The sequence below is a fragment of the Burkholderia alba genome (genome assembly GCF_034721475.1).
Classification (GTDB): Bacteria; Pseudomonadota; Gammaproteobacteria; order Burkholderiales; family Burkholderiaceae; genus Burkholderia; species Burkholderia alba.
This window is the reverse complement of sequence record NZ_JAWJWL010000120.1, coordinates 1-2,261: the sequence shown is the minus strand read 5'-3', so window position 1 is coordinate 2,261 and position 2,261 is coordinate 1. Positions and strand designations below refer to the sequence as shown.

At 56.1% G+C, this 2,261-nt stretch carries 1 protein-coding gene and 1 pseudogene; one reads left to right on the top strand and one right to left on the bottom strand.

The window, feature by feature from the left end:
* Positions 1-1,255, bottom strand: a 1,255-nt coding sequence (locus tag RZR99_RS32670; RefSeq protein WP_323123810.1) for a DUF2957 domain-containing protein, incomplete at its 3' end; no start/stop codon positions are given.
* Positions 1,256-1,992: 737 nt separating this feature from the next.
* Between RZR99_RS32670 and RZR99_RS32665 the strand changes: the two are divergent.
* Positions 1,993-2,261: pseudogene (locus RZR99_RS32665) on the top strand (IS6 family transposase); the annotation flags it as partial.

Sequence of the window (2,261 nt, the reverse complement as noted above, 5' to 3'; positions counted from 1 at the left end):
TGCCCGAGAACACGCCCGGCAGTTCCGGGTGGGGGATGTTGGGATTGAAGGCCGGCCCCGGGGTCGCGGGCGAGCCCTGATTGCCCGGGAAGCTCACGACGCCGCAGGCCGATGCGCTGGTTGCACCGATATACCCGCCTTGCAGCGAATTGGCGGCAATCGCCGTGGCGGGCGACAGCACCGAAATACCGATTTCCGGGTCCGCGACCGACGCGAACGGATTGCTTTCATTGACCGCCGTATAACCAACCCGGATCACGATCGGCACGAGCACCCCATTGAGCTGCCCAACGATCATGATGCCCTTCGCCTGGCTAGGCGCGAGGATAAGCGTCAGTGACTGCCCCGCGATCGGATAGGCGGAGCCGGCCTGCGGCAAACTGACGAACACGCTGTCTGTCGAACCGTCCGCGTTCTTGCGCAGCGACCACGGTGATCCGGTGGTCTGACAGGAATAGTCGCTGCCCGGCGTAATCGTGCAGGACCCGTCCGCGTTAAGCGTCTCGTTCCAGTTAATGACATCCGGCTCCCAGCCCAGCGGATTCGTGCTGCTCTGGTAATTGCCGCCGGCCGGATTGACGTGCACGCCGACTTCGTTGTAAGTCCCTGCGACCTTGGTGAAGTCGGTTTCCGTATTGGTGAAGCCGATGAACGGATAGAAATCGAAGCTGCGCGGCGGCACTACGCCGAGGACGAGGCCGGGGAACGGCTCGATGCCGGCGAACGAGATCGTCGCACCTGGAATTCCGCCGCCGACCACGCCCTGGCCGATGAACATCATCGGCGGATCGGCGCGGTTGACGGTAATCGCGTAGGTGCCGTCGGCGGTCGCGCCATTGTCGAGCACCACCGCGCAGCGATTCTGTTCAGCCGTCGGCAGATTGGTCGGATTGTGGAACGTGCCGTTGATTGTGAGGCCGGCGCGCGTGGTATTGATCTGCCCGGCCGTGGTCGGTACCGACGACTCGACGAACTGCATCTGGTAGGTCTTCTTGGTCGAGTCGAACTTGACCTTCACGTACTCGCCGCTGCCCGACCCGCCGGTATAGGTCGTGGTGTAGTCGAGCACTGCGGGACACAGCACGGTCGGCGTGGTGGGCGTCGTATTCGATCCGCTCGGCGGACAGCTGCTGCCGGAGCACTGGGCGACATTGATCGGGCCCGGATCGTCTCCGCCGCCGCAACCCGAAAAGAACGGCATGGCGAACACCACGCAAGACAGCATGGCCGCGCTCAAATTAGGAATGCGAAACATTATCTCCTCCGTTTTGTTAATTATGAAAATATGCCCAACGAGTCAGCGCACCGCCGCCCAATCTTTTAATCAGATCGCGCACGAATTTCCGCACGGCAGGTCAGCTAACGACACACGAACCATGCCGTGCGAGATAGCTTACGAATTAATTACCAAGTGAATGTTTATAATGCAGACGGCAACGCGAACGGGCATCGCGCACCGCAACGGAACGTTAGGGAGGGAAGCGAAACAGTGGCCCAATCGAACTCTCTTCGATGCATATTAATTATGTCTCTTTAGATTCACGCCAATCGTACCGTGCACCTTTATTCGTGCGCCGAGTATGAGCCGAGGTGCTTCTGATGTAAATCGACAGATATTTCCAAACACCGCAACCTGGCTTCCCCCTTATATCGATTGACGTTTATGGGTTTTTCAAACACATTTTGGATATTGATAATACATTCATATAAAATACATCATCTCGCATCGAGAAGGGATTGACTCCTGATATTGTTTAATAAACGTGATTTGAAAATCAACGCCGTTCTATAGAGACTTAATTNGACGTTTATGGGTTTTTCAAACACATTTTGGATATTGATAATACATTCATATAAAATACATCATCTCGCATCGAGAAGGGATTGACTCCTGATATTGTTTAATAAACGTGATTTGAAAATCAACGCCGTTCTATAGAGACTTAATTGGTACTATCAGGTTGTTCCAGAAGTCGGCGAATATAATGGGGCATGAAGAAAGCTTCTATCGCGCCTCTGCCGCCGGCCGAGGCGCCGGTTTCGTTCAAGGGCTACCGGTTTCCGCCGGGCATCATCTGCTACGCCGTTTGGTTGTACTACCAGTTTCCGCTGAGCTTGCGCATAGTCGAGGGGTTACTGGCCGCGCGCGGTATCGAGCTCACGTACGAAATGGTGCGCTGCTGGGCGACGACATTCGGTCTGTCGATCGCAAAGCGGATTCGCTCGACGGCGACGGGGCGCGATGACAGGTGGCATCTGGA